This window comes from Salinicoccus luteus DSM 17002 (assembly GCF_000712035.1).
In the GTDB taxonomy this organism is placed as follows: Bacteria; Bacillota; Bacilli; order Staphylococcales; family Salinicoccaceae; genus Salinicoccus; species Salinicoccus luteus.
Map to the genome: position 1 here is coordinate 246883 of NZ_JONV01000008.1, position 24213 is coordinate 271095.

Here is a 24213-nt window from a genome sequence, read left to right on the forward strand (position 1 = left end):
GGGAGAGAATGAATAGGAGGAGGAGCATGATGTTTACATTTCACCATCCAGTCGAGATCAAATTCGGAGAAGGGATCATTTCCCAGATTAATGAAATCGCAGAGGCCAAAGGTTACAGGCGCCTCATAGTCGTATCGTCAAACTCCCAGATAAAAAATGGAACGACGGAGTTCATCAACACCCAGCTTGGAGAACGGGTCAAAGCGCTCGTTTCGGATATCGAGCCGAATCCAAGTCTTGAGAATGTCAGTGCGATCGTCGAGGCGATGAATGAGCACAATGCCCATGCGGTAGTGGCGATTGGGGGCGGATCCGCGATGGATGCCTCCAAGGCGGCGGCGGCTGCATACATGCAGGATATCGCTATGGAAGATCTGCTTGAACATGATGACTTTACACGGGCCCTGCCGGTCATAGCGATACCGACGACGAGCGGTTCAGCATCCGAAGTCACTGCAGCCAGCATCATCAGTGACAAGAAAAAGGAACTCAAAGTGCCATTGATTGGCCCGGCACTCTATCCGCAGACGGCCGTGGTCGATCCCGAGCTGACACTGACATGTCCCCCGGGCGTCACTGCGGTATCGGGGATAGACATCCTCTGCCATGCGCTCGATTGCCTGGGTTCGGTCAAGCACAATCCCGTATCCGATGCATTGGCGATCCGTGCATCTAAGCTCGCATTTGAAAACCTGCTTGCTGCATACACGGAATCATCCAACAGGGAGGCGCGCAAGAACCTGTCACTCGCAAGCATGCTTGCAGGGATGGCATTCAGCCAGACCGGCACTTCCGGCTCGCATGCAACGAGCTACTACTTGACCTCCCATTACGGCGTGCCGCATGGGGAGGCGTGTGCATTTACGATGGATGCATGGTTTGTAATCAACGCAGAAGCGAACCCTGAACTTCATCAGCATGCCAGAGACATCGGTTTTGATGATGCAGCGGCACTGAGCGAGGCGTTCAATGCACTGAAGCGTCAGATGGGGCTTGCGATGACTTTCAAGGACCTCGACATCAGCCGTGGGGATATTCCGGAGATTGCCGAGAAAAGCATGCAGCCTGCAAACATGCAGAATAATATCGCACAGCTGTCCAAAGATGAAATTGTGGAGATGCTCGAAAAGAAATAGGGGTGGTGCCATGAAGAAGCGCATCCGCTTGGTATTTTTCATATCAATCCTTATGATGGTGGGGTGTGATGGCATGGAAGAAAAGACGGACTACCTGGTCGGTGTCAGTGGGGAGCTGACTGAAGCGGATCTCGATGAGGTCGGTCTGGAGCGTGATGATATAAAGCAGCGGTTTTCATTGATGAAGGTGTATGTCATATCCATGTCGGAAGCCGAGGCGGAGAAGATGGAAGGTTTGGATAAAGTGAACTATGTCGAAGTGGACCAGGAAGTACATGTGCCCGACCCTCCGGGGGAGAAGTGATTTCCATGGAACCCAGTATCCGCAGGCCCAAAACACAGGATGCTCCGGCCATTGCCCGGATCTGCCGCACCGGCTGGAAGCAGACGGTGGAGGGCTTGATCTCTGAAAGCCATCAGCATGAAACCGTCAGTTTCTGGTATAACGAAAAAAAGGTCATGCAGGATATCGCCAGAGGCCATTACAGCTACGTTGCCGAGCTGGATGGCGCAGTTGTCGGTGTGATCGGCGGCGGCAGGACGTCTGTCCGCAGCGGAGAAATATATGTCTTTTATGTCGATGCAAACCATAGGTACATGGGCATCGGTGGAATGCTTCTTCATCGTCTGACGGAGGACCACAGGAATAAAGGATTGGTGGAGCAGTGGGTGTCTGTACAGGAAGGCAATGTGCATGGCCAGCCGTTCTACGAAACCAGGGGATTCGAGTATATCGAGCAGAAATCCCGGAGGACGGGGACTGGGGAAGTACAGACTTCACTCAGGTTCAGGCGCTCCATATGAAAAGCGCTGGAGTAGATGTCTACTCCAGCGCTTTTACTTCCTCTTTGGCAATCTGTATATGATACGCCATACTATCGTCCAGGTCTTCCAGCAGGAAGGCAGCTTCGCATTTGGCAAGGTGCTCCTTTGCCGGTTCAGGGTCTTTCAGTGCAACATAAATCAGTGACATCAGATGATGTGTCCTGCCCAGATAGAACATGGAGTTGTTCTCCTGGATTCTGATGAGCAGCTTGTAGCATACTTCCAATGCCTGCACATATGAGGCGCTGTTGTAGAGACATATTGCATAGCCGTAATGGAGCTGCTTGATCATGTACCTCTCGAAACCATCCACACGTGGGAAGTCGAAAATCCGGTTCCTGTGTTTCTGGTAGAGGGTGAGGGCATCCTCATAGCGGTCCATAATGAGGTAGAGATCCCCGAGCGTGTTAATGACTTCAAGTTCCAGAGACTGGACATTTTTGGTTTCCTCAACCAGTTCGAGGAGAATTTTTTCAGCCTGTGCATACTTGTCATCATTCCTCAGGTCGATTGCGGTATATGTTCGATAGAGCCGGTCGTAGTTGCGGTATTTCAGATCGAAACCGGGTCTTTCGTTGATTGTCTTCTTTGCATCCTGAAGCGTCAGCTTGAGCATCTCCGGATGCTTGAAGTAGACATAGTCCCGCAGTTTTTCGAGATAGTAGTCGATCAGCGCATATTCCGAGTCCTCATCTATGAACAGGGTCTGCATGCTGATACTGAGACGCTGGCACAGCTTGTAAAGTACTTCTGCAGCAATCGCAGTATCTCCCCGTTCAAACCGGTATATCGTCGTCATTCCGCATATTCCTTCTGATAACTCCTTATGGGTCAGACCTTTTTGCTGTCGGATTTCCTTGAAGCGTTCGTAATATCTCATAAGTATCCTCCCGAATAAGTAAATGTTCACAATTTTTGCATATGTGAATATTGATAGAATATTTAGAATGGTGCATACTATATATATAAACATCGAAGGTGGTGATGGCATGAAAAAGATTATCAGCGCTGTGATTGTGAGTACTATTCTATTAGGCTCATTATCGGCAGTCAATACTCCTACAGCAGAAGCGAGTGTTGTAAAGAGTGGCTATGAAGAAGTTGGAACTTTTGGTAAAGGTTCCGGTTATCTTCCTGATGGCAGGCCAGCCCCTATCGGTGTTTATTAGCAACTTCTAGTAAGTTCATTTTTTCCTTACCCTTAATTGGATTACCTCTGCCCTGAATGCACCCGACCTCTTAATAATTTTGGGCAGAGGGTCTTTTTTTTGTGCAAATTTAAGGCGGGCCTTTTTTAGGACAAGATAATAATACCATATACTATATGTGAAATTCGACTGCGAAGGGGGAACCCGCGCAGTCTTTTTGTTATAATGGGCGTATTATAAAATCTTTGGAGGATATCATGAAGAAATATATCAAAGTCGTTGGCGCTGTCATAGTAAACGAAAAGGATGAGATATTATGTGCCCAGAGACCGGAAGGCAAGAACCTGGCGCTGATGTGGGAGTTCCCAGGAGGCAAGGTCGAAGAGGGGGAGGCACCGGCGGAAGCCTTGGAACGCGAACTGATGGAAGAAATGGATTGTGAAATAGAAGTGGGGGAACGGATCACCACGACAGTGCATGAATATGATTTCGGCACGGTCGAACTGACGACCTATTATGCGAAACAGCTGTCGGGTGACATCCAGCTGCTCGAACACATTGACATGAAATGGCTGCCGCGCAGGGATATAGAGGCCCTCGACTGGGCCCCTGCTGATATTCCGGCCATCGAACTGATCAAAAATGGCAGTCCTGCAAAATAGAGATATGGCCTGGTTCTTTCGGAACCGGGCCTTTATAGTGGATTAATATCGGAATTTTCAGTATAATATCCCCTATACAAATTAAGGGGTGTTCTAATTAAATGAAAGTTTCCATAGTTGGTGCAGGTAACGGGGGAGTTGTTGCCGCGGCGGATTTGACTTCAAGAGGTCATGAAGTGACGCTGTATCACTCTCTGCAGGCGTTGAAGGATCCTCATGAAGACATCATGCAGGGTAAAGTCAATTTTAAGGGGGAGGCACTCTATTTCCATAAATTCACCCAGGATCCGCTCGAAGCGGTGGAAGGTGCGGAAGTGATCATGACCTGCCTGCCGACCCATATTCTCGCTCAGATGTTCGAAGAGCTCATTCCATACCTGGAAGATGGGCAGATGGTCTTCATCAATGGCGCGAGTGCAATGAACAGCATGGTGCTGAGCAATCTATTGAAGGAAAAACGCCCGGACGCATCCGTTCTGATGGGCGAATCGATGTCCCTGACATACGCTGCACGATATGACTATGAAGAAAATGATGCGGATATCATATTGAGGAGCAAGCATAATCTTTTCAGTGCATATCCAAGCCGTGACACGGAACAGATGATGAAAAAGCTGACAGTACTCTACGATACGCTCGTACCAGCCGAGAACATCATCGAAACGGCTCTGAATAATGGAAACCCGGAGAGCCATCCGGCTCCTTCCATATTGAATACGGGGTTCATAGACAATCATGGTGACGAGTTCTATCTCTATCGTGATGGGGTGACGCACCATACGGTCAAAGTGATTGAGGCGATAGATGGGGAGCGCCAGAGGATATGTGATGCACTGGGATTCGAGGTGCTGGATAAATCCGCACGTTCCGAAAGGAGTACCTATTTCGAACCGGACAAGCCACTGAAGGAGCAGTACAACGAAAGTCCCATACTGAAGGATCTCGTCGGACCGGTCACCCTGAACAACCGCTATGTTGTGGAAGATGTGGGGTACGGCCTCGTCCTGTGGAGGAGCATTGCGGAAGCGGTGGATGTAGAGACGCCATCGATCGACTCCATCATCCATCTGACCTCACTGATGCTGGACGTCGATTTCACCCGAGAGGGGCTGACTCTGGAGAAGGTCGGCCTCGATGGCGGACAGGATCTGAATCGGCAGGTATAGAAAAGTCCTCGGCACCTCTATTTGAGGTGCCGAGGACTTTTATTCTATTCATTCTTATTATGGATGATCGCTTCCGCACCGCGGTTTTCGGCAATCTCCTTCGCCCGTCTGGTGGCGTCGTTCTTGTTGTCATACGTGTTGCTCGGACGCTTTGCCCCTTTGGTCTGGACTTTCCATTCATCATCCTCAAAGAAGACTTCCACGTCGTTGTCGGCAATCTTGCCGCCTTGCTTGCCCGGATCATCTTCATGGTCGGTGACCTTTTCATTCTTGAGTTCATCCAGTTCCTTCTGGGAGGCATCCTGATACCATTCCTTCGCCTGATCGGTACCGATGGGAATGGCACGCCCTTCGTCATAGCCCTCCTCAAGCAGGGCATTAATGATGTCAATCGCCTTTTTACGCTCCAGCTTCTCCATGTTCTTCAAAGAATCCGGATAGTCATTCATTGTATAAGGCATTTGCATTTCCCCTTTCATCAATCTTTAGTATTATAGTACCCATACAGAAGAAAGTTAAAGGTGATAATATGCTATTTACATTTACTGTAACATCCAAGGTAAGAGAAGAGTATATTAATATCGATTCGCTTGTCGAAGAAGCGCTCGCGAAAAGCGGAGTGAGGCAGGGCATCATGACGATTTTCACCCCGCACACGACAGCAGGCATTACCATCAACGAGAATGCCGACCCGGATGTGACACGTGATCTCGTCTATGGGATGAATATGACATTCGATAACAAGAAGGAGTACAGGCATGCAGAGGGCAATTCGGATTCGCACATGAAATCCTCGTTGACGGGTGCCAGTGAAACACTGATCATAGAGGGCGGCGAGGTCGTTTATGGCACTTGGCAGAGCACCTATTTCGCGGAGTTCGACGGACCGAGGGACCGGAAGGTGCATATCAAAGTGATTGAAGGCTAGAAAACAAAAAACCTGCACCCGGGTGGATGCAGGAAAAATAGGAGAAATTTTTAAGGAAATGGAATAGGTTAGTTAATAGTGATTAACTAATTTTTATAATACTGAATTTTCAGATAAATAGCAACCCTGTTTCTGAACTTTTTGCATAAATTTTTTAGTCCCGGGGTAGAGTGAATAAAACACTTCATGGAGGTCAATATGGAATTCATAAAATCTTTATTCAGTTTTCTGCTTAAATTGATTCTTGTACTTATTGTGGTCGGAACAGTCGGGGTGGCCATCCTCGCCTTCTTCCTGAAAAAGGATGTCGATGAGATCAAGGAATTCACTGAGAAGCTCAAGCATGAGATAGAAGCGGAAAATACGTAATGGCATGAGAAAAGGTGACCCTCGGGTCACCTTTTTTGGTGTTGTGGTATGGCGTCAACTGTCCCTGTGCTATTCGTTCAGCGCACGATCCAGTACTTCGATGTTATCCTGCATGATGGACTGATATGTTGCCTCAGGGTCATCCTCATCATTCAATACCGCCAGGTTATGGAATTCGAGTGGTTCGGTGCCGGTCTCTTCACGTATCGTGTCCGTCACTTTTGAAGTGATGTTCTGTTCATATAGGATATATGGTATTTCATGCGCTTCTATATCCTCGATGATCTGTGTCAACTCCTGCTGGGAAGGCTCCTGGTTGTTCAGCCCGGATATGCCGACCTGTTCGAAGTGGTATCTGTCGGCAAGGTAGCCGATGGATTCATGGGAGATGTAGACGGTATCGCGGACAGGGTCTTCTGTAATGGTCCCGAGTTCCGTGTGGATGGCCGTCAGTTCCTCTTTCAGTACTTCAAAGTTTTCGGTGTAGGCCGACTCATTGTCCGGGTCCATTTCCACAAGTTGGTCCCTGATGGCTTCTGCCATTTCGACAGAGAGCTCAGGATCGAGCCAGATATGGGGGTCTGTCCCGTGTTCGTGTCCATGCTCATCGTCGTGTCCATCTTCGTCTTCATGACCTGCTTCATCTTCATGCTCGTGCGCATGGTCATGCTCAAATGCTTCCTCGGATATGCCGTCGGCAGCAGAGAAGAATACAGTGTGTTCTTCGACTGCGCCCCTGATCTTTTCCGAAACGGGATCGAGTGTGTCGGTCGTATAGATGAAAAGATCGCCTTCTGCATATTCGAGCATATCCTTCTGCGTCGGTTCATAAGTATGGATGTCGGCGCCATTCGGATAGATGGTCTCGACTGTGACCGCATCTCCGCCAATCTGTTCGGCAAAGCTCTTCAATGGGAAGACGGTCGTATAGACTGTGAGGGAACTGCTGTCTGTTTCATTGGATTCCGTAGTTGAGTTGCCGCATGCTCCGAGAATCATTGTAAAAACGAACATAAGCCCCAAGAATAGGTATTTTTTCATAAAGTGCTCCTTCATAGCGTAATGATTACGATTTAAAATTATATCGTAATGATTTCGATTAGGCAAGTGCAATCTTAAATTTTGGCCGTCCATCTATAAAAGTGTTGAAAAAATATCGATAAACCTTTAAAATGGTTAAGGCGGTTCAATGTTGATGAGGAACCTGTTATCATTGAATACCATCGTTTCATCCCGTTTAGGGATGATCAACTGGCCAGTTGAAATGGAGTCCGGGACAGCTTCCAACACGTCCCTGGACATGGTATAATAGCAACATTATTCCGATTTGGATGTTCCTCACCGCAAAGCGGAACAGGTAATGAGTAAAGGAGGCGTAACTGATGAGAGTAAATGTAACTTTGGCTTGCACTGATTGTGGAGATCGTAACTATATTACGACTAAAAACAAAAGAAACAATCCTGAGCGTATTGAAATGAAGAAATACTGCCCAAGATCCAATAGCTATACAATCCACCGTGAAACCAAGTAACGGATCTGCCGCCCATCGGGCGGCTTTTTATTTTGTCGGAAAGGCCATGGTTTTGAGTACATGATTCATATTGGATTGTGGTATATTGGGATAAAAAGGGTAAAAAGGAGCGCTTTTTATGACAACGATTATGGATGGCAAAGCAGTTGCAGCACATTTATCTGAAGGAATTCGATATGCGCTTGAGGAATCACACAAGCATGGCATCAAACCGAAAGTCGCTTTTGTGAGGGTGGGCGGCCTGTCGGATTCCATCTCCTATGAGCGGGCGGCGATGAAACGTTTCGAGAAACTGTCGATCGATATGGAACAGTTCCATTTTCCGGAAGATGTTTCAGCCAGGGCTTTTCTGACAAAATTCAGGGAGATCAATGAGGACTATTCTATAAACGGCATTCTTCTGCTGCAGCCGCTTCCCAAGCACATAGACATGAAGCGGGTGGTGGAACTGATGAACCCGATGAAGGATATTGACGGAATGACCCCTTTCAATCTCGGCCAGGTCCTGACCGATGAAAAGAATCGGCTTGAGCCATGCACACCTGCAGGTGTGATGGAGATGCTCGATTTCTATGATATAGACCTGAAAGGGAAGAACGTCACCATCGTCGGGGCGAGTGCGGTAGTCGGCAAGCCGCTGTCACTGCTTTTCATGAACCGTGATGCGACAGTGACGACATGCAACCTGTATACGGATGATCTGGTCGCCAAATGCCGGGAGGCGGATGTCATCGTCAGTGCAGCCGGGGCGATCAACCTGATCGGGGCCGAGCATGTGAAGGAAGGGGCAATCGTCGTCGATGTCGGCATCAACTTCAATGATGAAGGGAAGATGGTCGGTGATGTCGATTATGAAGCGGTGAAGGACAAGGCTTCCTATATCACTCCCGTGCCGGGCGGCGTCGGGGCAATAACGACCACAGTGCTTGCCTATCATCTGATGATGGCAACCGACTACCAGAAGGAGCCGGTCCTCTTCCTGGAACGCTAGAGAAAGCCATGCAGAAATTTCTGCATGGCTTTTTTTGATGTCACGCTACAGCATGACGATATTTAGAATATCGATGAATGAAATGAAAGTCATTTCCGTGTCATCCTCCGGATGATGTCCGATCAGTACCATGCTCCATGTATCGACCTGGACGAGCCTGAGATCGACCTGAAAACGGAATCCGTCATAGTAGTATTCGACCGTCACACATCTTTTTTCATGAAGTGCCTTCTTAAGGACACGATTCATTTCATCCAGGCGGTCATCGGACAGGACCGGCCGCTCAATCCTGGTCTGGTCCTCCACCATCTGCGCCACCCTTTCAAACTGTTCGGGCATGGTGGCGAAAGGTGCCCATTTGATCATCCCGCGCCCCTGTGGAATATTGGAGTCGAGTTCGTCCATTGGCATATCCCGGTAGTCCATCTGCATCCCCTCCCTGATCTGTTCCTCTGTCACCATCAATTATACGAACATATGTTCGCTTTTTCAAGGGGCTTTAATCTTTTCATTTAGGGTATGGTAGATGGTGTGCTACTATAATAGAAAAAAGACGGAGGAGGAATCAGCATGATCGGATATGTCGGCACTTATACCAAAGAGCATGGCAAAGGAATATACAAGTTCAATCTGGATGTGGAAACGGGGAAACTGACTGCCGTAGAAGAGGCGGCGGAATCTCCGAATGCCACCTATCTGGATATTGAAAACGATCGTATATATGCAATAAAGAAAGGAAAAACGAAGGCGGGAATCGCCACGTTCGAAATCAGCGACATGGAGACGGGGGAACTGCGCTTCATCGAGGATTGTCTGGAGGAAGGTGCTTCAGGATGCCACCTGACGCTCACTTCAGATCAGAATTATATAGTGGATGCGGTCTATCTGTCCGGGGAAATCCGTCTGTATCGTGTGGATGAGCGCGGCGTAGCGTCAGAGCGTCTGGATATTTTTCAGGTGGAGGGGGATGGACCCCATGAGCGCCAGGACAACCCTCATTCCCACTTCGTCACCGAGACGCCGGACAGGAGATACATCGCAGCAGTGGATCTCGGAGCGGACAAGATTGTAACGCTTGAGATCAAGGATGACAAATTGGAGAAGGTGTCGGAATGCAAAGTGGCCGCAGGCAGTGGCCCAAGACATCTTGTCTTCGATGACAGCGGGACTTATGCATATATTTTCACCGAGCTTTCGAATGAAGTGATCGTCGCCAACTATCACGCTGGGGAATTCTTCCCGGTTGAAACGTATTCCGCACTTCCGGAATCATTTGATGGACATTCCCAGGGGGCTGCCATCCGCAAGCATCCGAATGGAAAGTACATCTATGTATCCAACCGCGGTCACGACAGCATCGCTGTATTTGAAATCATTGAGGAAGGCAAGGCGCTGAAACGCCTCCAGATCGAGTCTACAAATGGGGACTGGCCAAGGGATTTCAACCTTACACCGGACGGGGGATATCTGGTATGTGCCCATGAACGCTCACATAACCTTGTACTGTTCAAGGTGAATGAAGACGGCACCATCGAACGGCAGGAAGGCGAACTGGAAGCACCGGAAGGCGTCTTTGTCGGATTCATCTAAATGAACAGAAAAGGATTATGGGTTGTCCTGGCTCTGATACTGATTGCGGCAGCGTTGCTGTTTCTGCCCCTGGCGGACCGGACGAGTGGTTCTGAGCGGGTGATCGTCGATCACACACTCCAGGAAATCGTCCATCCCGGATGCTACGACCAGGCGGAGCTGACGAACTATATCGATGAGGTATCATTTTCAAGGGCGACGGAGGAACTGGACTATCGTATCGAAGATGAATGTTCAAGCGAACGTCTTGCGGAAGGAAAAGAGAGTGTAATAAGTAAAATATTTAATCGATAAAATTATGCTGATAATATTGATTTTTCAGAAAACTGGTGCTATTATTTGTTCATACCATTTTTTCATTCTTTCAACTATTTTTTGGAATTGCCTTCCATAGGAAAACCCCGCCACATTTGATTGTGGCGGGGTTTTCTGATGTCATTTTATTTTTATATCATCATATTTTGAGTCGCGGATGGCATAGGCCACATAAGGGCATGTCGGCTGTACCTTCTTGCCGTCCTCGCGGGCCATTTCGACCACTTCATCCACAAGGTCTTTCGCCAGCCCCCTGTTGCGGTGGCTCGGTTTCGTATACGTGCTGGTCACATCATAGTACTCCTCATGGTCATTGTAGATGAGTTCTGCAACCACTTCATGTCCTTCTTCCAGATAAAGTCTGCCATCTTCCTTTTTCAGCATATTGATGCCTCCTTATGACAATGCTTTTGTAATCTGCGGCACTACCTGCTTCTTGCGTGATACCACACCCTCCAGAACCGCTGAATTCTCATCCAGGGCAACATCGAACGCCTTTTCAATGGAGTTTGCATGTGCACCAAGTGCGAGAACCCTGGAGTTCGAGTTCAGGATATCCGTGACGACAAGTACAAAAAGATCGTAGCCGTCCTTCTCAATCTGTTCATTGATGGCGGATTCAAGTTCTTCCTTCCGCTCGAACACTTCGTCCACATCGACGACGTTGACCTGGGCGATGCGTGTCGTCCGTTCTCCCATCTCGAACGTCTTGGCGTCTCCGGTGATGAGCGCCTCGGCAGACTTGTCACTTGTGGATGCGCCGGCCTTCAGCATTTCGATGCCGTACGCCTCAAGATCGATTTCTGCAATCTCCTTGAGCGCTTCGGCAGCTTTCCTGTCCTCCTCGGTCGTTGTCGGCGATTTGAACAGCAGCGTATCCGAAATGATCGCAGAAAGCATGAGTCCCGCCATCTCCTTGGAGATATCGAGGTCATTCTCCTTATATACCTTCTTCAGGATTGTCGCAGTGCAGCCGACAGGCTCTGCACGATAGTAGAGTGGTGATTCCGTACGGAAGTTGGCTATACGATGATGGTCGAACACTTTCAGTATGTTGGCCTTCTCGATGTTCTCTGCAGACTGCTGGAACTCATTGTGATCCACCAGTATGACAGGTGCATCGTCCTCGAGCGATTCAAGCAGTGCAGGCGCTTCGACGCTGAAATGGTCGAGTGCATACTGCGTTTCGGGGTTGATCTCACCGAGGCGGCAGGCAACAGCATCATTGCCGAGCTTCTGCTCGATGTCCGCTGTGACGAGTGCGGAAGTGATCGTGTCGGTGTCCGGGTTCTGGTGTCCGAAAATTTTGGTCTGGCTCATGGTTTTTCATTCTCCTTTTGGTATGTTATTACTTTTCCCATTTTACCATTGAAGTATTCATCCTTCTATGGTTCTACGGTGGCACCAAGTGCATTTTTGAAATGATCGAGTGCGCTCTCATGTGCCGGGCCGTTGAACGAGGCGACGCATGAGGCGGGAACGACGATGCCATAGCCATTGTTGTAGGCATCGACCGCCGTATGCATGATGCAGATGTCGGTCACAAGGCCGGTCAGAGTCACGGTATCGATGTCCCGCTCCTGGAGCAGCTGGTTGAGCGGTGTACCTGCAAAGGAGCTGTAGCGGCGCTTGTCGATGAAGAAGACGTTCGGTGCATCCATGATTTCCGTATAGGCGTCCCGGACTTTGCCGTACAGCGCGCGGCCCTCCGTGCCTTCTATGTTGTGCGGTGGAAACAGTTTCGCTTCCGGGTGCAGCGTGTCCTGTTCAAAATGAAGATCCATCATGAAGAATATCGGTTCTCCGGCTTCATGTGCGGCACGGATCCGATCCACGATGGCCGGCTCGATCGCCTGGGCGGCACCTCCCGCGGTCAGCCTGCCGTCGGGTGCAGCAAAGTCGTAGGAATAGTCGATCACGAGCAGTGCATTGTTCATTTATAATCCCCCTTCCGTTTTATGTTCTTCATATCCATTATGCCATATCCCGCCGCCTATACATAAATGATATATTCAGCAGGGTGATGATGGCGATGATGATGGTGAAGAAACTGAAGTAGTAGTTCCCATCCGTCACGGTGATGATGTATCCGCCGATGACCGGGCCGATGATGCTGCCGAGGCTGAACAGGATGCCGGCCATCAGATTGCCGGCCGGGAGGTTCGATTTTGGTGTAATGTCCGTCATATAGCTGATGCCTAAAGAATACATGGAGCCGACGAAGACGCCGGCGAGTATGAACAGCAGCACCAGCATGGCAAACGAACTGCTGTAGAGTTCCATGAACAGGAAAGTCACAGCCCCGAGCACGAGAAGTACCGTGATGAGCCGGCTGCGGCCAATCCGGTCCCCGAGCGCACCGATCGGCACCTGCAGGAGAATCGCACCGAAGCTGAAGGCCGGCAGGATCCAGGTGATGTCGGAAAGGGCGAAGCCGTTCCTGACTGCAAATACGGGGAAGTTGCTGTTGAGCGACGACTCGAAGATGCCGAACAGCATCGGGAAAAGGAAAGCGATCCAGCTCGTTGCGAGCACAGCCCTGAAATTCCGGAAGGTGTTGAATAGCGTGATGGGCACTCCGGAATCGACCGGCATCGCGTCTTCAGCCCCCTTCAGCAGGAAGATGAGCGGCCAGCCCATCATGGTGAGTATACCGGAGACGACGAACGGCAGCGGTTCCCAGATGGTTACGAGTTCACTGACCTTCGGCCCGATCATGAAGCCGAACGAGAAGAACAGGCCGTAGAAGGCGATGACACGGCCGAGCTTGTGCTGCGGAGTGCTCTGTGTCAGCCACGTCTGGGTGCTGAAGTGGAGCACATTGTCGCCGACGCCGACAAGCAGGCGGAGCAGGAACCATATCCATATCGAATCAAGCACCGGGAACAGCAGCATGGAGATGCCGACGATGATGCCTCCGGCGATGATCATGGGTCTGAAGCCGTATTTCCTGAGCGGGGCTTCGATGAATAGGGCGGACACGAGTACGCCTATGTAGAGACCTGAGGCATGCAGTCCATTGAGTGTGGCATGCACTTCCCGGTTCTCCAGGATGAAGGAGATCAGCGGGAGGAGCATCCCCTGTGAAAAGCCGGATATGCAGACGATCAGGGACAGGATGATGAAGCGTGCCCTGAAACTTGCAAATTTCATGATATTCCTCCAATGATATTATGTTGGTATAGAATTTGGTTGTGTTAGAATGATTATAACTGATTTGGAGCACTTCATGGAGGGACTGTAAAAAATGTATCAATTTGAAGATGACAGTTTTATGCTGCACACCGATTTGTATCAGATCAATATGGGCAAGACCTATCTGGAGCAGGGCCTGGAGAACCGGACCGCCGTGTTCGACCTGTATTTCAGAAGCATGCCGTTCGGCAATGGATATGCCGTCTTTGCCGGGCTCGAGCGCATCATCGATTTCCTGAAGAACCTGAAGTTTACGGAATCGGACATAGAATATTTAAGGTCGATCGGCTATGAGGAGGATTTCCTTGCATACCTGAAGGAACTGCGCTTCACAGGGAAAGTGCGCGCCATCCAGGAAGGGGAGCTCGTCTTCGCCAATATGCCGCTCGTCCAGGTGGAGGCGCCGATCATCGAAGCCCAGCTCATCGAGACCGCACTGCTCAACATCGTCAACTTCCAGACGCTGATTGCAACGAAGGCGAGCCGCATCCGCCAGATTGTGCCTGACGGCACACTGATGGAGTTCGGTACGCGCCGGGCCCATGAGTTCGATGCTGCACTGTGGGGCGCCCGCGCGGCAATCATCGGTGGATTCGACGGCACAAGCAATGTCAGGGCGGCGAAACTCTTCGGCCTGAATGCCAGCGGTACACACGCCCACGCCATGGTCCAGGCATATGGCGACGATTACGATGCCTTCAGGGCCTACGCGGATTCCCATGAGGACTGCGTCTTCCTCGTCGATACGTTTGATACATTGAAATCCGGCGTGCCGAACGCGATCAAGGTGGCCAAAGAGTATGGCGACAGGATCAACTTCATCGGCATCCGCCTCGATTCCGGCGATATCGCATACCTTTCCAAAGAGGCGCGGAAGATGCTCGATGATGCCGGTTTCCATGACGTGAAGATCATCGTCTCGAATGACCTGGACGAAGTGACGATCCTGTCGCTCCTGTCGCAGGGGGCGAAGGTCGACAGCTGGGGCATCGGCACCAAGCTGATTACAGCATACGACCAGCCGGCGCTCGGCGCGGTCTATAAGCTTGTGGCCATCGAAAACGCTGAAGGGGAGCTTGAGAACAGAATAAAAATTTCAGGCAACCCGGAAAAGGTGACGACACCGGGCAAAAAGAACATCCACCGGATCATCAACAAAAATACAGGGATGTCGGAAGGTGAATACATTACGCATTTTGGGGAAGAGATAAAGGAAGATGAGCCCCTGCTCATGTTCCACCCCATCCATACGATGAAAAGGAAGCTCATCCGCTCCTATAGAGCGGTGGAGCTGATGAAGGACATCTTCATTGATGGGGAGTGCGTGTATGAGCCGGAGAACATCGACACGATAAAACGGCGCCATGAAGAGCGCCTCGGTCTGCTGTGGGAGGAGTACAAGCGTTTCCTCAATCCGGAGGAGTATCCGGTCGATCTCTCAAGGGAACTGTGGCAGATCAAGCAGGACCTCATCGAGGAATCAAGTAATAAAACATTGGAGTGATGTAGGAATGAGAACATTACAGAAAGAAATTGTTGAGCAGTTCAATGTGAAGCCGGAAATCGATCCTGGAACAGAAGTCAGGGAAATCATCGATTTCATGAAGGATTATGTAAAAAATTATACATTCATCAAATCATTCGTCCTCGGCATTTCGGGCGGCCAGGATTCGACCCTGCTCGGAAAACTGGCCCAGATGGCAGTCGATGAACTGAATGAGGAAGTCGAAGGGGGCGGCTATGAGTTCCATGCGCTCCGCCTGCCGTACGGCAAGCAGAACGATGAGCAGGATGCCATTGATGCCATTGAATACATCCAGCCGACAGCGTCCGCGACCATCGATATCCGTCCGAATGTGGAGCGCAGCATCGCTTCATTGAAGGAAGCCGGGTACGAACTGACGGACTTCCTCGAGGGCAATGAAAAGGCGCGGGAACGGATGAAGGCGCAGTATGCCGTGGCTGCAACAACGAATGGTGTCGTGCTGGGGACGGATCATCCGGCCGAAGCCATCACAGGCTTCTATACGAAGTTCGGCGACGGTGCAGCCGACCTCGTCCCGCTGTTCGGCCTGAACAAACGTCAGGGCAAGATGCTTCTTGAATATCTTGAAGCACCGGAGCACCTCGCCAACAAGATACCGACAGCCGACCTTGAGGATGACAAGCCGATGCTCAGCGACGAAGAGGCGCTTGGTGTCAGCTACAAGGCGATTGACGATTTCCTCGAAGGCAGGGAAGTGTCGGACGAAGACTACGAGACCATCATCGGATGGTACAAGAAGACCCAGCATAAACGGGATCTTCCTTATCACCGCTACAACAAGCCCGCCTATGGAGAAAAGCAGGAGGACTAGGATCTCCCTGCTGGGCAGAACAGCTATATTCAAGCAGAAAGAAAGGTAGAATCGAATGATAACAGCCATATCACAAAACCCGTGGCTGATGGTGCTCGTCATCTTTGTCATAAACATCGTCTATGTGAGTTTCCTGACATTGCGTACCATCTCTACACTCAAGGGATACCGTTATACAGCAGCAATATTCAGCATCCTGGAAACCTTCGTGTACGTCATTGGACTGGGCCTGGTGCTTGAGAACCTGGACCAGTTCCAGAACGTCGTCGCGTACGCATTCGGTTTCGGGGTCGGCATACTCGTCGGCCTCAGGATAGAGGAGAAGCTCGCCCTCGGTTATCTGGTCGTCAACGTGATCACATCCGAAATAGACAAGGATCTCCCGAAGAACCTGAGGGATCTGGGCTACGGGGTCACGCATGGCTATCAATATGGCCGGGATGGAGAGCGGATGACGCTGCAGATACTTACGCCAAGAAAATATGAACGCAAGCTCATTGCGACGATCAAGGAGCTCGACGAACGGGCGTTCATCATCACGCATGAACCGAAGAACATCAATGGCGGCTTCTGGACGAAGGGTGTCAGACGCAGACGCCTCAGAAGCTATGAGCCTGAAAATGTAGAAGAAGTATTGGAGGAAATTTCCGAAGCTGAGGAATCGGAAAGTGAGAGAAATGTCGAAAAAGAAAAAGTTTAAAGTGGAAGATGGCGAATCCCTGGAGGCGTGCCTTGCCCGGATGCGGGAGGAAGGCTACCAGCCCGTCCGGCGCATGGAGCGTCCCGTGTTCATCGAGCAGAATGGAGAGCGCATCGTCGATCATCAGGAAATTGTATTTGAAGGAAAAAAGATTGAGGAATAGGCGGATAATTCATTTATCCACCTATTTTTTCGAACAATTTTATTTTATTTCAAAAAATTGTTCGTTTTTTCATGCGTTTTGTTATAATGGAAAGGAAATAAAACTAAGGAGCGTGTATGCATGATTTCTCGTTATTCCCGTGAGGAAATGTCAAAGATATGGACAGAAGAAAATAGATTCAGAGCATGGCTGGAAGTGGAGATCCTTGCGTCAGAAGCATGGGCGGAGCTCGGCTACATACCAAAGAATGAAGTAAAGGAAATCCGGAAGAATGCACGGATCGACGTGGACCGCATCAAGGAGATTGAAGCGGAGACGCGCCATGACGTCGTCGCATTTACACGCCAGGTGTCCGAGACGCTCGGTGAGGAGAAGAAGTGGGTGCATTACGGACTGACCTCCACCGATGTCGTGGATACCGCCCAGAGCTATCTGGTCAAGCAGGCGAATGCGCTGCTGGAGAGCGACCTTGAGGCGTTCATTGAAGTTCTGGCCGACAAGGCGCGGGAACATAAGACGACATTGATGATGGGACGTACACACGGTGTCCATGCGGAACCGACGACCTTCGGCATCAAGATGGCGCTCTGGTACACTGAGATGAAACGCAACCTCGAACGCTTCAGAAATGTCAGGAAGGAGATTGAGGTCGGCAAGATGAGCGGTGCCGTCGGCACATTCGCAAACATTCCACCGGAAGTGGAGAGCTATGTATGCGAACACCTCGGACTCGACACGGCTGAAGTATCGACCCAGACGCTGCAGCGTGACCGCCATGCCTACTACATAGCGACACTCGGCCTGATTGCGACATCAATCGAGAAGTTTGCGGTGGAAATACGCGGATTGCAGAAGACCGAAACACGGGAAGTGGAAGAGGCGTTCGGCAAAGGGCAGAAGGGTTCCAGTGCCATGCCGCACAAGCGCAATCCGATCGGGAGTGAAAATGTGACGGGGCTCTCCCGCGTCATCCGCGGCTACATCACAACGGCCTATGAAAATGTGCCGCTATGGCACGAGCGGGACATCTCGCACTCTTCGGCCGAGCGGATCATGCTGCCGGATGTGACGATCGGGCTCGACTACATGCTGAGCCGGTTTACCAACATCATCAGAAACCTCACGGTCTTCGAGGACAACATGAGGGCGAACATCGACAAGACTTTCGGTCTCGTCTACTCCCAGCGTGTCATGCTCACGCTGATCGACAAAGGTCTTGTGCGTGAAGAGGCATATGATCTCGTCCAGCCGAAGGCGATGGAATCGTGGGAGACGAAAGTACCATTCAGGGAACTGGTGGAAGAGGACGCGCGCATCCAGGACCTTCTGACTGCAGAGGAGATAGAGGAGTGCTTCGATGAAAACCACCACTTGAAACGCGTGGACATCATTTTCCAGAGGGCAGGACTGGAATAGCCGCAATTCTCTTAAAACAGCAGGCGGGAATGTGATAAGATGAATCTACCGATTGCTGAAGGAGCGGTTTAATGTACAAAAGTATGAAATTGGGTCTGCTGCCTGTACTGGTCCTTGTTGTGGCCGGGTGTGGCATCACCCTGGATGAAACAGAAACACAGGCGCATGGGACTTTTGAAAAAGGGTATGCCGTGGCTGAAATAGGAGAGCTCGAGGCACTCCCGGATATCGAGGTCATCGATGGCGTCACCTACGTTGATGATATTCTGGTCGTCAATAAGGAAATTCCTCTGCCGGCCGATTACAACCCGGGGCTCCAGCCGGAAGTCATAGAGGCCTACCAGCAGATGTTCCGTGACGGGGCGGAACGTGGGCTCGACTTTGTGCTGGTCAGCGATTTCAGAACCTACCAGTATCAGGAGCAGCTGTACAACAGGTATGTCGCCCGTGACGGGCAGGAAGCGGCCGACCAGTACAGCGCAAGGCCCGGGCATTCGGAGCATCAGACCGGGCTTACCGTCGATGTCGGCTCCGCTGACAGTGCCTCCAACCTTACCGTCGAGTTCGGTGATACGCCGGAGTACGAATGGATGAAGGATGTGGCCCATGAGTACGGGTTCATCGTCCGCTATCCCGAAGGGAAAGAGCATATCACGGGGTACATGTATGAGCCGTGGCACCTGAGATATGTCGGTGACGAAGCAGAAGCGATATATGAAAGCGGCCTGTCCCTTGAGGAATACCTGGGCATCGATTAGAATGACCTGACCGGCATCAGCCGGGCGGGTCATTTTTGCTTTTGAAGTCTTGTAAAAATCGCATATATAATAAAACAGCAGCATGCTAAAAATGCTATAATATCCTTATGAATTCTGATGGGAGTTTTATAAATGCTTAAAGATTGCAAACATGTATTCAAGCTGGACCCTGCAAAGGAGATCAGCGACGAAGACCTGACCCGGATCTGCGAGTCGGATACGGACGCCGTCATCATCGGCGGCACTGACGGCATCACGGAGGACAATGTGCTGAACCTGATGGCGCGGGTGCGGCGATTCTCTGTACCGGTCGCACTGGAAGTGACATCGACCGAAGCCGTTATGCCCGGATTCGACCACTATTTCATTCCGGCAGTGTTCAATACGGACGACATCAAGTGGCAGCATGGACTGATGCTCGAGGCATTGTCGGAGTATGGGCATCTGCTTGATTATGATGAGGTGTCTCTGCTTCCATACATCATCATGAACCCGGAATGCAAGGCCTTCAAAAAGGCGGAAGGGAAACGTGTGGCGCCTGAGGTGCTTCCACACTACATCAATATGATGGACAAGCTCTATCAGACCGAGTATATATATATTGAGTACAGTGGCACCTACGGAGATGCGGAGATCATGAAGACCGTGCGTGAAAATGCAGAGCACTCCCACATCATCTATGGGGGAGGCATCTCCTCAAAGGCGGAAGCCGAAGAGATGGCACAGTACGCCGACACCATCGTCGTGGGGAATGTCATCTACGACAGCCCGAAGAAAGCACTCAGGACAATCATTAAATAAATTGGAGTTTTTATAATGGATCTAAGTTTGATGAATAAAGAACAGAAGAAAGCCATCCGGACGACCGAAGGGCCGCTGCTCATCATGGCAGGGGCAGGCAGTGGGAAGACCCGGGTGCTGACGCACCGGGTCGCCTATCTGCTCGGCGAGAAGGAAGTGCCGGCAAGAAACATACTGGCCATCACATTCACCAACAAGGCGGCAAGGGAGATGAAGGACCGTGTCGCTGCACTGGTATCGGAAGGTGCGGAGAATATGTGGATCTCCACCTTCCACTCCATGTGTGTGCGGATACTGAGAAGCAATATAAACCACCTGGGATATGAGAACAGCTTCTCCATCCTCGATCCGACGGACCAGAAATCCGTCGTCAAAGATATACTGAAGCGGCGCAATCTGGACATAAAGCAGCATAATCCAAGAGGCATCATCGGCTTCATCTCCGACAAGAAGAACCAGCTGATCCGGCCGGAGGAGAGCATCAGGGATGCAGCGGCCTACCCGGATACGCTGTACAGTGAAATTTATCATGACTACCAGCAGATCCTCTACCGCAATAGTGCCCTCGATTTCGACGACCTGATCATGCTTACAATCGAGCTGTTCGATAAGGAGCCTAAGGTTCTGGAGTACTACCAGAACCGTTTTCAGTACATCCATGTGGACGAATACCAGGATACGAACCATGCACAGTACCGTCTGATCAGACAGCTTGCGGCGAAATACCGCAATATCTGCGTGGTGGGGGATTCCGACCAGTCCATCTATAAATTCAGGGGTGCGGACATCACCAATATCCTCAACTTCGAGGATGACTACCCGGAAGCGGTCGTCATCAAGCTGGAGCAGAATTACCGTTCAAGCAAGAATATCCTGGATGCGGCAAATGCCGTCATCAAGAACAATACGGAGCGCAAGCCGAAGGCGCTCCGTACCGACCGGGATGGCGGACCGAAGCTTCAGAACCTCGTTGCCGACTCGGAACGTGGCGAGGCCGAGGAGGTCGTCAGGAACATACTGGATCTCTCAGGCAAATACAGCTACAGCGACATGGCGATCCTGTACCGGACGAATGCCCAGTCGAGGGCCATAGAGGATACACTTGTCAAATCGAACATCCCATATAAGATGGTCGGCGGCATCAAATTCTACGACCGCAAGGAGATCAAGGATCTGATGAGCTATCTGAAGGTCATCCTGAATCCGAACGATGATATCAGTTTCGAGCGCATCGTCAATACACCGAAGCGGGGCCTCGGGCCGAAGACGGTCGATAAACTGAAGGCACATGGACAAAATACCGGCATCAGCATCTTCGAGGCAATCAAGGAATCCGACTTCATCGGCATCCCGAAGACGGCTGTCGTCAAGCTGATGGGTCTTGTCGATCTGCTTGAGAAGCTGCAGCAGAAGGCCAGATTCATCACCATCACCGAACTGGTGGATGAAGTGCTGAAAACGACAGGCTATATGGAAATGCTTGAGGCGGAGAAGACGATCGAGTCGAGAAGCCGTATCGAAAACCTCGAGGAATTCAAGACGGTCACAAGCGAATTCGACAGGGATAATGAGATTTCTGATGATCTGCTCTTCACATTCCTGAGTGACATGGCACTTGTGTCCGACCAGGACGGTGTCGAAGACGACAGTGGGGTGACACTCATGACGATGCATGCTTCAAAAGGTCTCGAGTTCAAGATTGTCTTCATCGTGGGCCTCGAGGAAGGCATCTTCCCTTCAAGACGGGTCGCCTACGATGACAAGGAACTTGAAGAGGAAAGACGTCTGATGTATGTGGCACTCACCCGGGCTGAAGACCAGCTGTTCCTCTCACGGGCCAACAGCCGCATGATCTACGGCAAAACGGAGACGAACATGCAGAGCCGCTTCCTGGCGGAGATTCCGGAAACACTGATGGATGGCGGCAGTTCATTCGAACAGAATGGTTTCTTCACCAGCAATAGCCGGAAGAAACAGGCGCCGAAAAGAAGCCGTGTAGTGACGAACAACAGCGGCGTCAGCTTCTCCATCGGAGACAAGGTCGAGCATAAAAAGTTTGGAGATGGCATCATCTCGGCAATCAAAGGGGAAGGCGACAGCCAGGAACTGGACATCATCTTCACCAAAGTCGGCGTCAAACGACTGCTTGCGAATTTTGCACCGATTGAAAAGAAGGAGTAGGTGGATCCAATGGAAGAGAAAATCAAGGCACTGCAGGATAAGCTGAACCGCTATAACTATGAATACCATGTGCTCGACAATCCGACCATTCCTGATAGCGAGTATGACAGGCTGCTGCATGAACTCATCGCCCTGGAGGAACAATACCCGGAGTACAAGACGGATACGTCCCCGACTGTAAGGGTGGGCGGTGCAGTCCTCAGTCGATTTGAGAAAGTGGCCCATGATACACCGATGCTCAGCCTGGCCAACGCCTTCAATGAAGAGGGTCTCAGGGCGTTCGACAAGCGGGTCCGGGAAGCTGTGGGGGAAGTGGAATACATGTGCGAGCTCAAGATAGACGGTCTTGCCGTTTCGTTGAAATATGAATCGGGACGGTTCGTACAGGGGACGACCCGTGGTGACGGGACGGTTGGTGAGAACATTACCTCCAACCTCCGGACCATCCGTGCAATTCCACTGACCCTGGATCGGCCGCTCTCCTTTGAAGTCAGGGGAGAGGCATATATGCCGAAATCATCTTTTGAAAAGCTCAATGAAGAGAAGGAGAAGAATGGGGAAACACCATTTCAGAACCCGAGGAATGCGGCGGCAGGATCGCTGCGGCAGCTTGATCCGAAACTTGCGGCCAAGCGGAACCTTTCGGTCTTCCTGTACAGCGTGAATGATCTGACGGAGCTTGAGGCGGAGACGCAGAGTGCAGCGCTGGATGAATTGGACGCGGCCGGCTTCAAGACCAACAGGGAAAGGAAGCTCGTCGAAAGCATCGACGACGTTCTCGAGTACATAGAATACTGGGAGAACCACCGCAATGACCTTGAGTATGATATCGATGGCATCGTCATCAAGGTCAATGCCTTCAGCAGCCAGGATGAACTGGGCTACACGGCGAAGTCGCCGAGATGGGCGATCGCCTACAAGTTCCCCGCCGAAGAGGTGGTCACGGATCTGATCGACATCGAATTGACGGTGGGACGCACCGGTGCAATTACACCGACTGCGATACTAAAGCCGGTCAGGGTGGCCGGAACGACCGTTGCAAGAGCCTCCCTGCACAATCATGAACTGATAGAGGAGAAGGATATCCGCATCAATGACAAGGTGATCATCCGGAAGGCAGGGGATATCATTCCGGAAGTCGTCCGGCCGATACTTGAGGAAAGGACGGATCAGGCGGTCTATGAAGCACCGACCAAGTGCCCGGGATGTGGTCATGATACGGTCAAGCTGGAGGATGAAGTCGCCATCCGCTGCATTAATCCCGGCTGCCCGGCCCAGCTCGTCGAAGGCATGATCCACTTCGTCTCGAGAAGCGCCATGAACATCGACGGCCTCGGTGAAAAGGTGGTCCGCCAGCTGTTTGAGGCCGAACTCATTAAGGATGTCGGTGATATCTACGCTTTGACATATGAGGAGCTCATTCCGCTCGAGCGGATGGGAGAGAAGAAGGTTGAAAATCTGCTCGGAGCAATCGAGGACTCCAAGGACAACCCATTGAGGAAGCTCCTGGTCGGCCTCGGCATCAGGTTTCTCGGCACGAAGGCGTCCGAACTCATCGCACAGGAATTCGGATCGATGGAGGAGATCATGAAGCAGCCGAAAGAACGCTTCATAGAAATCCCGGAAATCGGTGAGAAGATTGCAGCCTCCATCGTCACCTATACCCAGCACCCGGATTTCAAGGATCTGATAGGCAAATTGGAGCGCTACGGCGTCAATATGACGGAGGAGATGCAGGAAGCCTCAGGCGGCGCGTTCGAGGGAATGACTTTCGTTCTGACCGGAAAGCTTTCAGAGCTGACAAGGAACGAAGCAAAGTCGATGATAGAGAACGCTGGCGGAAAAGTGACCGGCAGCGTTTCCAGCAGGACGGATGTCGTCGTTGCAGGGGAGGAAGCCGGCAGCAAGCTTGAAAAGGCACAGTCCCTTGACGTGACGGTCTGGAACGAAAATGAATTCATAGAGAAGATGGGGCAGTAG

Annotated in this window: 29 protein-coding genes; 21 read left to right on the top strand and 8 right to left on the bottom strand. The window is 50.9% G+C overall.

Going from position 1 to position 24213, the window contains the following annotated elements:
• Positions 1-26 precede the first annotated feature (26 nt).
• Genes BO53_RS0106030 through BO53_RS0106040 form a run of 3 tightly spaced genes read left to right on the top strand, consistent with a single transcriptional unit; the run spans position 27 to position 1940 of the window.
• Positions 27-1136 carry an iron-containing alcohol dehydrogenase gene (locus tag BO53_RS0106030; protein ID WP_245608204.1) on the top strand — a complete coding sequence of 370 codons (1110 nt, stop codon included), beginning with the start codon at positions 27-29 and terminating at the stop codon, positions 1134-1136.
• Between the two features lie 10 nt (positions 1137-1146).
• Entirely contained in the window at positions 1147-1440 is a 294-nt protein-coding gene (locus BO53_RS0106035; protein WP_031546564.1) for a hypothetical protein, read from the top strand.
• 5 nt (positions 1441-1445) lie between these two features.
• Entirely contained in the window at positions 1446-1940 is a 495-nt protein-coding gene (locus BO53_RS0106040; protein ID WP_031546566.1) for a GNAT family N-acetyltransferase, read from the top strand.
• Between the two features lie 19 nt (positions 1941-1959).
• Here the strand turns inward: BO53_RS0106040 and BO53_RS0106045 are convergent, their stop codons facing one another.
• A complete protein-coding gene (locus BO53_RS0106045; protein ID WP_031546568.1) occupies positions 1960-2841 on the bottom strand; it encodes a helix-turn-helix domain-containing protein in 882 nt (293 codons plus the stop codon).
• A gap of 109 nt (positions 2842-2950) precedes the next feature.
• On the opposite strand from BO53_RS0106045, the gene BO53_RS0106050 reads away from it, so the two are divergent.
• The 3 genes from BO53_RS0106050 (at position 2951) to BO53_RS0106060 (ending at position 4937) form a co-directional block, all read left to right on the top strand.
• Positions 2951-3130 (top strand): hypothetical protein, encoded by a 180-nt coding sequence (locus tag BO53_RS0106050; protein ID WP_031546570.1) that lies wholly within the window; start codon positions 2951-2953, stop codon positions 3128-3130.
• Between the two features lie 236 nt (positions 3131-3366).
• Positions 3367-3771, top strand: coding sequence for a (deoxy)nucleoside triphosphate pyrophosphohydrolase (locus BO53_RS0106055; protein WP_031546572.1), 405 nt, complete (start codon positions 3367-3369; stop codon positions 3769-3771).
• Positions 3772-3872: 101 nt separating this feature from the next.
• The gene (locus BO53_RS0106060) at positions 3873-4937 is read left to right on the top strand and encodes an NAD/NADP-dependent octopine/nopaline dehydrogenase family protein (RefSeq protein ID WP_031546574.1); all 1065 of its coding nucleotides are present in this window, start codon (positions 3873-3875) and stop codon (positions 4935-4937) included.
• 44 nt (positions 4938-4981) lie between these two features.
• On the opposite strand, the gene BO53_RS0106065 is transcribed toward BO53_RS0106060, so the two are convergent.
• Positions 4982-5398 (bottom strand): DUF2188 domain-containing protein, encoded by a 417-nt coding sequence (locus BO53_RS0106065; protein ID WP_031546576.1) that lies wholly within the window; start codon positions 5396-5398, stop codon positions 4982-4984.
• Positions 5399-5466: 68 nt separating this feature from the next.
• Between BO53_RS0106065 and BO53_RS0106070 the strand changes: the two genes are divergently transcribed.
• Together BO53_RS0106070 and BO53_RS14045 are read left to right on the top strand one after the other, a co-directional pair.
• Entirely contained in the window at positions 5467-5865 is a 399-nt protein-coding gene (locus tag BO53_RS0106070) for a secondary thiamine-phosphate synthase enzyme YjbQ (protein WP_031546578.1), read from the top strand.
• 198 nt (positions 5866-6063) lie between these two features.
• On the top strand, positions 6064-6234 hold the full coding sequence (locus tag BO53_RS14045; RefSeq protein WP_169738730.1) for a hypothetical protein: 171 nt from the start codon (positions 6064-6066) through the stop codon (positions 6232-6234).
• Positions 6235-6303: 69 nt separating this feature from the next.
• Here BO53_RS14045 and BO53_RS0106080 read toward each other — a convergent pair whose 3' ends face one another.
• Positions 6304-7275, bottom strand: coding sequence for a metal ABC transporter solute-binding protein, Zn/Mn family (locus tag BO53_RS0106080; RefSeq protein WP_031546579.1), 972 nt, complete (start codon positions 7273-7275; stop codon positions 6304-6306).
• 341 nt (positions 7276-7616) lie between these two features.
• On the opposite strand from BO53_RS0106080, the gene rpmG reads away from it, so the two are divergent.
• Entirely contained in the window at positions 7617-7766 is a 150-nt protein-coding gene (gene rpmG, locus BO53_RS13720) for a 50S ribosomal protein L33 (RefSeq protein WP_084184929.1), read from the top strand.
• 118 nt (positions 7767-7884) lie between these two features.
• Positions 7885-8757, top strand: coding sequence for a bifunctional 5,10-methylenetetrahydrofolate dehydrogenase/5,10-methenyltetrahydrofolate cyclohydrolase (locus BO53_RS0106090; RefSeq protein WP_031546581.1), 873 nt, complete (start codon positions 7885-7887; stop codon positions 8755-8757).
• Between the two features lie 45 nt (positions 8758-8802).
• On the opposite strand, the gene BO53_RS0106095 is transcribed toward BO53_RS0106090, so the two are convergent.
• On the bottom strand, positions 8803-9183 hold the full coding sequence (locus tag BO53_RS0106095; protein WP_051683037.1) for a YolD-like family protein: 381 nt from the start codon (positions 9181-9183) through the stop codon (positions 8803-8805).
• A 144-nt stretch (positions 9184-9327) separates the two neighbouring features.
• Between BO53_RS0106095 and BO53_RS0106100 the strand changes: the two genes are divergently transcribed.
• Positions 9328-10347, top strand: a complete 1020-nt coding sequence (locus tag BO53_RS0106100) for a lactonase family protein (RefSeq protein ID WP_031546585.1) — start codon at positions 9328-9330, stop codon at positions 10345-10347.
• Positions 10348-10641: a hypothetical protein gene (locus tag BO53_RS0106105; protein WP_031546587.1), complete on the top strand. Its 294-nt coding sequence runs from the start codon at positions 10348-10350 to the stop codon at positions 10639-10641.
• 141 nt (positions 10642-10782) lie between these two features.
• Here BO53_RS0106105 and BO53_RS0106110 read toward each other — a convergent pair whose 3' ends face one another.
• The 4 genes from BO53_RS0106110 to BO53_RS0106125 form a co-directional block, all read right to left on the bottom strand.
• Positions 10783-11046, bottom strand: coding sequence for a GNAT family N-acetyltransferase (locus tag BO53_RS0106110; protein ID WP_031546589.1), 264 nt, complete (start codon positions 11044-11046; stop codon positions 10783-10785).
• A gap of 12 nt (positions 11047-11058) precedes the next feature.
• Positions 11059-11982 (bottom strand): manganese-dependent inorganic pyrophosphatase, encoded by a 924-nt coding sequence (locus tag BO53_RS0106115; RefSeq protein WP_031546591.1) that lies wholly within the window; start codon positions 11980-11982, stop codon positions 11059-11061.
• 65 nt (positions 11983-12047) lie between these two features.
• On the bottom strand, positions 12048-12599 hold the full coding sequence (locus tag BO53_RS0106120) for a cysteine hydrolase family protein (protein ID WP_031546593.1): 552 nt from the start codon (positions 12597-12599) through the stop codon (positions 12048-12050).
• A 37-nt stretch (positions 12600-12636) separates the two neighbouring features.
• Complete coding sequence (locus tag BO53_RS0106125; RefSeq protein ID WP_031546594.1) at positions 12637-13815, bottom strand: MFS transporter; 1179 nt, start codon at positions 13813-13815, stop codon at positions 12637-12639.
• A gap of 94 nt (positions 13816-13909) precedes the next feature.
• On the opposite strand from BO53_RS0106125, the gene BO53_RS0106130 reads away from it, so the two are divergent.
• From BO53_RS0106130 to ligA, 9 genes are all read left to right on the top strand, one after another.
• Positions 13910-15361 (top strand): nicotinate phosphoribosyltransferase, encoded by a 1452-nt coding sequence (locus BO53_RS0106130; RefSeq protein ID WP_031546596.1) that lies wholly within the window; start codon positions 13910-13912, stop codon positions 15359-15361.
• Positions 15362-15368: 7 nt separating this feature from the next.
• Complete coding sequence (gene nadE, locus BO53_RS0106135; RefSeq protein WP_031546598.1) at positions 15369-16214, top strand: ammonia-dependent NAD(+) synthetase; 846 nt, start codon at positions 15369-15371, stop codon at positions 16212-16214.
• Between the two features lie 55 nt (positions 16215-16269).
• Positions 16270-16914: a DUF2179 domain-containing protein gene (locus tag BO53_RS0106140; RefSeq protein WP_156956104.1), complete on the top strand. Its 645-nt coding sequence runs from the start codon at positions 16270-16272 to the stop codon at positions 16912-16914.
• Complete coding sequence (locus tag BO53_RS0106145; protein WP_031546601.1) at positions 16892-17077, top strand: NETI motif-containing protein; 186 nt, start codon at positions 16892-16894, stop codon at positions 17075-17077. Before BO53_RS0106140 ends, BO53_RS0106145 begins: the two co-directional genes overlap by 23 nt.
• Before the next feature lie 120 nt (positions 17078-17197).
• The gene (purB, locus tag BO53_RS0106150; protein ID WP_031546603.1) at positions 17198-18493 is read left to right on the top strand and encodes an adenylosuccinate lyase; all 1296 of its coding nucleotides are present in this window, start codon (positions 17198-17200) and stop codon (positions 18491-18493) included.
• A gap of 71 nt (positions 18494-18564) precedes the next feature.
• Positions 18565-19251 (top strand): M15 family metallopeptidase, encoded by a 687-nt coding sequence (locus BO53_RS0106155; protein WP_031546606.1) that lies wholly within the window; start codon positions 18565-18567, stop codon positions 19249-19251.
• A 132-nt stretch (positions 19252-19383) separates the two neighbouring features.
• Positions 19384-20052, top strand: a complete 669-nt coding sequence (pcrB, locus tag BO53_RS0106160; RefSeq protein ID WP_031546607.1) for a heptaprenylglyceryl phosphate synthase — start codon at positions 19384-19386, stop codon at positions 20050-20052.
• A 15-nt stretch (positions 20053-20067) separates the two neighbouring features.
• Positions 20068-22233 carry a DNA helicase PcrA gene (gene pcrA / locus BO53_RS0106165; protein WP_031546608.1) on the top strand — a complete coding sequence of 722 codons (2166 nt, stop codon included), beginning with the start codon at positions 20068-20070 and terminating at the stop codon, positions 22231-22233.
• Entirely contained in the window at positions 22234-24213 is a 1980-nt protein-coding gene (ligA, locus tag BO53_RS0106170) for an NAD-dependent DNA ligase LigA (protein ID WP_156956105.1), read from the top strand.

Excerpts from the sequence above, each read along its gene's own strand:
- BO53_RS0106155 (WP_031546606.1), top strand. The coding sequence starts at position 18,565 with ATGTACAAAAGTATGAAATTGGGTCTGCTGCCTGTACTGGTCCTTGTT.
- BO53_RS0106140 (WP_156956104.1), top strand. The coding sequence starts at position 16,270 with ATGATAACAGCCATATCACAAAACCCGTGGCTGATGGTGCTCGTCATC.
- BO53_RS0106145 (WP_031546601.1), top strand. The coding sequence starts at position 16,892 with ATGTCGAAAAAGAAAAAGTTTAAAGTGGAAGATGGCGAATCCCTGGAG.
- pcrA (WP_031546608.1), top strand. The coding sequence starts at position 20,068 with ATGGATCTAAGTTTGATGAATAAAGAACAGAAGAAAGCCATCCGGACG.
- BO53_RS0106115 (WP_031546591.1), bottom strand. The coding sequence starts at position 11,982 with ATGAGCCAGACCAAAATTTTCGGACACCAGAACCCGGACACCGACACG.
- BO53_RS0106090 (WP_031546581.1), top strand. The coding sequence starts at position 7,885 with ATGACAACGATTATGGATGGCAAAGCAGTTGCAGCACATTTATCTGAA.
- BO53_RS0106080 (WP_031546579.1), bottom strand. The coding sequence starts at position 7,275 with ATGAAAAAATACCTATTCTTGGGGCTTATGTTCGTTTTTACAATGATT.
- BO53_RS0106130 (WP_031546596.1), top strand. The coding sequence starts at position 13,910 with ATGTATCAATTTGAAGATGACAGTTTTATGCTGCACACCGATTTGTAT.
- BO53_RS0106035 (WP_031546564.1), top strand. The coding sequence starts at position 1,147 with ATGAAGAAGCGCATCCGCTTGGTATTTTTCATATCAATCCTTATGATG.
- BO53_RS0106045 (WP_031546568.1), bottom strand. The coding sequence starts at position 2,841 with ATGAGATATTACGAACGCTTCAAGGAAATCCGACAGCAAAAAGGTCTG.
- BO53_RS0106120 (WP_031546593.1), bottom strand. The coding sequence starts at position 12,599 with ATGAACAATGCACTGCTCGTGATCGACTATTCCTACGACTTTGCTGCA.
- pcrB (WP_031546607.1), top strand. The coding sequence starts at position 19,384 with ATGCTTAAAGATTGCAAACATGTATTCAAGCTGGACCCTGCAAAGGAG.
- BO53_RS14045 (WP_169738730.1), top strand. The coding sequence starts at position 6,064 with ATGGAATTCATAAAATCTTTATTCAGTTTTCTGCTTAAATTGATTCTT.
- BO53_RS0106105 (WP_031546587.1), top strand. The coding sequence starts at position 10,348 with ATGAACAGAAAAGGATTATGGGTTGTCCTGGCTCTGATACTGATTGCG.
- BO53_RS0106030 (WP_245608204.1), top strand. The coding sequence starts at position 27 with ATGATGTTTACATTTCACCATCCAGTCGAGATCAAATTCGGAGAAGGG.
- BO53_RS0106095 (WP_051683037.1), bottom strand. The coding sequence starts at position 9,183 with ATGGACTACCGGGATATGCCAATGGACGAACTCGACTCCAATATTCCA.
- BO53_RS0106065 (WP_031546576.1), bottom strand. The coding sequence starts at position 5,398 with ATGCCTTATACAATGAATGACTATCCGGATTCTTTGAAGAACATGGAG.
- rpmG (WP_084184929.1), top strand. The coding sequence starts at position 7,617 with ATGAGAGTAAATGTAACTTTGGCTTGCACTGATTGTGGAGATCGTAAC.
- BO53_RS0106050 (WP_031546570.1), top strand. The coding sequence starts at position 2,951 with ATGAAAAAGATTATCAGCGCTGTGATTGTGAGTACTATTCTATTAGGC.
- BO53_RS0106060 (WP_031546574.1), top strand. The coding sequence starts at position 3,873 with ATGAAAGTTTCCATAGTTGGTGCAGGTAACGGGGGAGTTGTTGCCGCG.
- BO53_RS0106100 (WP_031546585.1), top strand. The coding sequence starts at position 9,328 with ATGATCGGATATGTCGGCACTTATACCAAAGAGCATGGCAAAGGAATA.
- BO53_RS0106110 (WP_031546589.1), bottom strand. The coding sequence starts at position 11,046 with ATGCTGAAAAAGGAAGATGGCAGACTTTATCTGGAAGAAGGACATGAA.
- BO53_RS0106040 (WP_031546566.1), top strand. The coding sequence starts at position 1,446 with ATGGAACCCAGTATCCGCAGGCCCAAAACACAGGATGCTCCGGCCATT.
- BO53_RS0106070 (WP_031546578.1), top strand. The coding sequence starts at position 5,467 with ATGCTATTTACATTTACTGTAACATCCAAGGTAAGAGAAGAGTATATT.
- BO53_RS0106055 (WP_031546572.1), top strand. The coding sequence starts at position 3,367 with ATGAAGAAATATATCAAAGTCGTTGGCGCTGTCATAGTAAACGAAAAG.
- BO53_RS0106125 (WP_031546594.1), bottom strand. The coding sequence starts at position 13,815 with ATGAAATTTGCAAGTTTCAGGGCACGCTTCATCATCCTGTCCCTGATC.
- nadE (WP_031546598.1), top strand. The coding sequence starts at position 15,369 with ATGAGAACATTACAGAAAGAAATTGTTGAGCAGTTCAATGTGAAGCCG.
- purB (WP_031546603.1), top strand. The coding sequence starts at position 17,198 with ATGATTTCTCGTTATTCCCGTGAGGAAATGTCAAAGATATGGACAGAA.